Origin of the sequence: Pseudoalteromonas sp. Angola-7 (assembly GCF_028599255.1) — a bacterium.
Lineage (GTDB): Bacteria > Pseudomonadota > Gammaproteobacteria > Enterobacterales > Alteromonadaceae > Pseudoalteromonas > Pseudoalteromonas atlantica.
The window spans coordinates 1-1,614 of sequence record NZ_JAQREL010000028.1; the positions used below are offsets into that span (position 1 = coordinate 1).

Genomic DNA, 1,614 nt, shown 5'->3' on the forward strand with positions numbered 1-1,614 from the left:
GTGGCGCATCACTTGTGCCGGAGATCGTCGGTGTTGTGTCGTTGCTAACGCCGTTATCTGTAATAACAAGGCTCGGTGGGGTTAAATCAATCTCACCGGTTTCGCTCGCGCTGCCGATATTACCCAGGCCATCGTCTACCTCGGCGGTCACTGTGTATTCGCCTTGTGCTAATTCACTCGGTGCAGCAACGCTCCACACGCCACCGGTTACTGTGGTGGTTGTGGTGGTTTCAGCGCCTGAACTGTCTACAAACGTTAGGCTAATGGTAGTGCCATCGGCTGCATCACTTGTCCCATTAATGGTTGGTGTGGTGTCGTTGGTATCAACCAAGGTATTAATACTAATGCTTGGCGCGGTGGTGTTCAGCGTGGCTGTTTCACTAACCGTGGTAGAGTTACCGGCGTTGTCGCTCACGCTGGCTTCAATGGTGAGCTCACCATCAACCAGTGCATTTGGTACATCCGCTGACCAGCTGCCACCCGCTTGGACTGTGGCTGTAAAGGTTTCGGTGGTAATGCCATCGCTAACGCTGATGCTAATTACCGTGCCGGCTGGTGCATTCGTGGTACCACTAATGGTTGGCGTACTGTCGTTGGTAGCACCCACAGTATCGAGTGTCAGTGTTGGTGCAAGGCTATCGAGGGTGCCCGATTGCGTAGCGCCGCCTGTATTGCCCGCCGCATCCGTAATGCTGGCTTGTACACTGTAGCTGCCATCAGGTAATTCTGGGCTGATTGCTTGCCAGTTGCCGTTGGCATCAACGGTGGCGGTGAGCGGTGTTTCATCGCCATTACTGTCGGTGATTACAATGTTTACAACTGTGCCTTCTGGCTCAGTTGAAGTACCACTAATAAGTGGGGTGCTGTCGTTACCAAGCCCCAGTGCATCCACGGTTACAACCGGGGTAATGGTATCTACATTGCCACTGCTGTTGGCGGTGCTCTCATTGCCTGCGGCATCAGTAATACTGGCCGTTACAGTAAAGTCACCTTGTGCCAGAGCACTGGGCACTTCAATATCCCAATGCCCATCCGTGCCAACGGTGGTGGTAATGGTTTGCACAACGCCATCACTGTCGGTCACGGTGAGTGTTACCGTGCCGCCAATTTCGTTACTGGTGCCTTGCAGTGTAGGGGTTAAATCGTTTATATCGCCTACATTTTGTATCGTAAGCGTTGGCGCTTGCGTGTCGATAGTCGTGGTTTCACTCACGGTGGTTTCGTTGCCTACGCTGTCGCGTACGCTCACTTCAATTGTGCTTTCACCTTCACTGAGTGGTGTCGCTGGGGTGGCGCTCCACTCGCCGTTGGCATCAACAAGGGCGGTAATGGTTTGGGGGTTACCGCCACTGTCGGTCACCACAATGGTTACTTGTGCGCCTTCGCCTGCGTCACTTGTACCGCTGATTATAGGTGTATTGCTATTGCTTTGTGCATCCACCTCAACTGTGAGCGTAGGTGGTGTGTTATCAAAGTCATCTGAGCTTATTGTGCGTGTGTTCCCTGCTGCATCTGTGGCTGTGGCAATCACAGAGCCTACATCCAGTAGTGATACATCAAGCCCCACCAAAGACCAATTACCGTTGGCATCGGTTGTGGTGGTGTAAGTTACAC

The 1,614-nt window shown here is 52.9% G+C and carries 1 protein-coding gene; it reads right to left on the reverse strand.

The window, feature by feature from the left end; translation table 11 throughout:
• The coding region (locus PSH50_RS20910; protein ID WP_273610068.1) for an Ig-like domain-containing protein at positions 1–1,614 on the reverse strand (1,614 nt) is incomplete at both ends.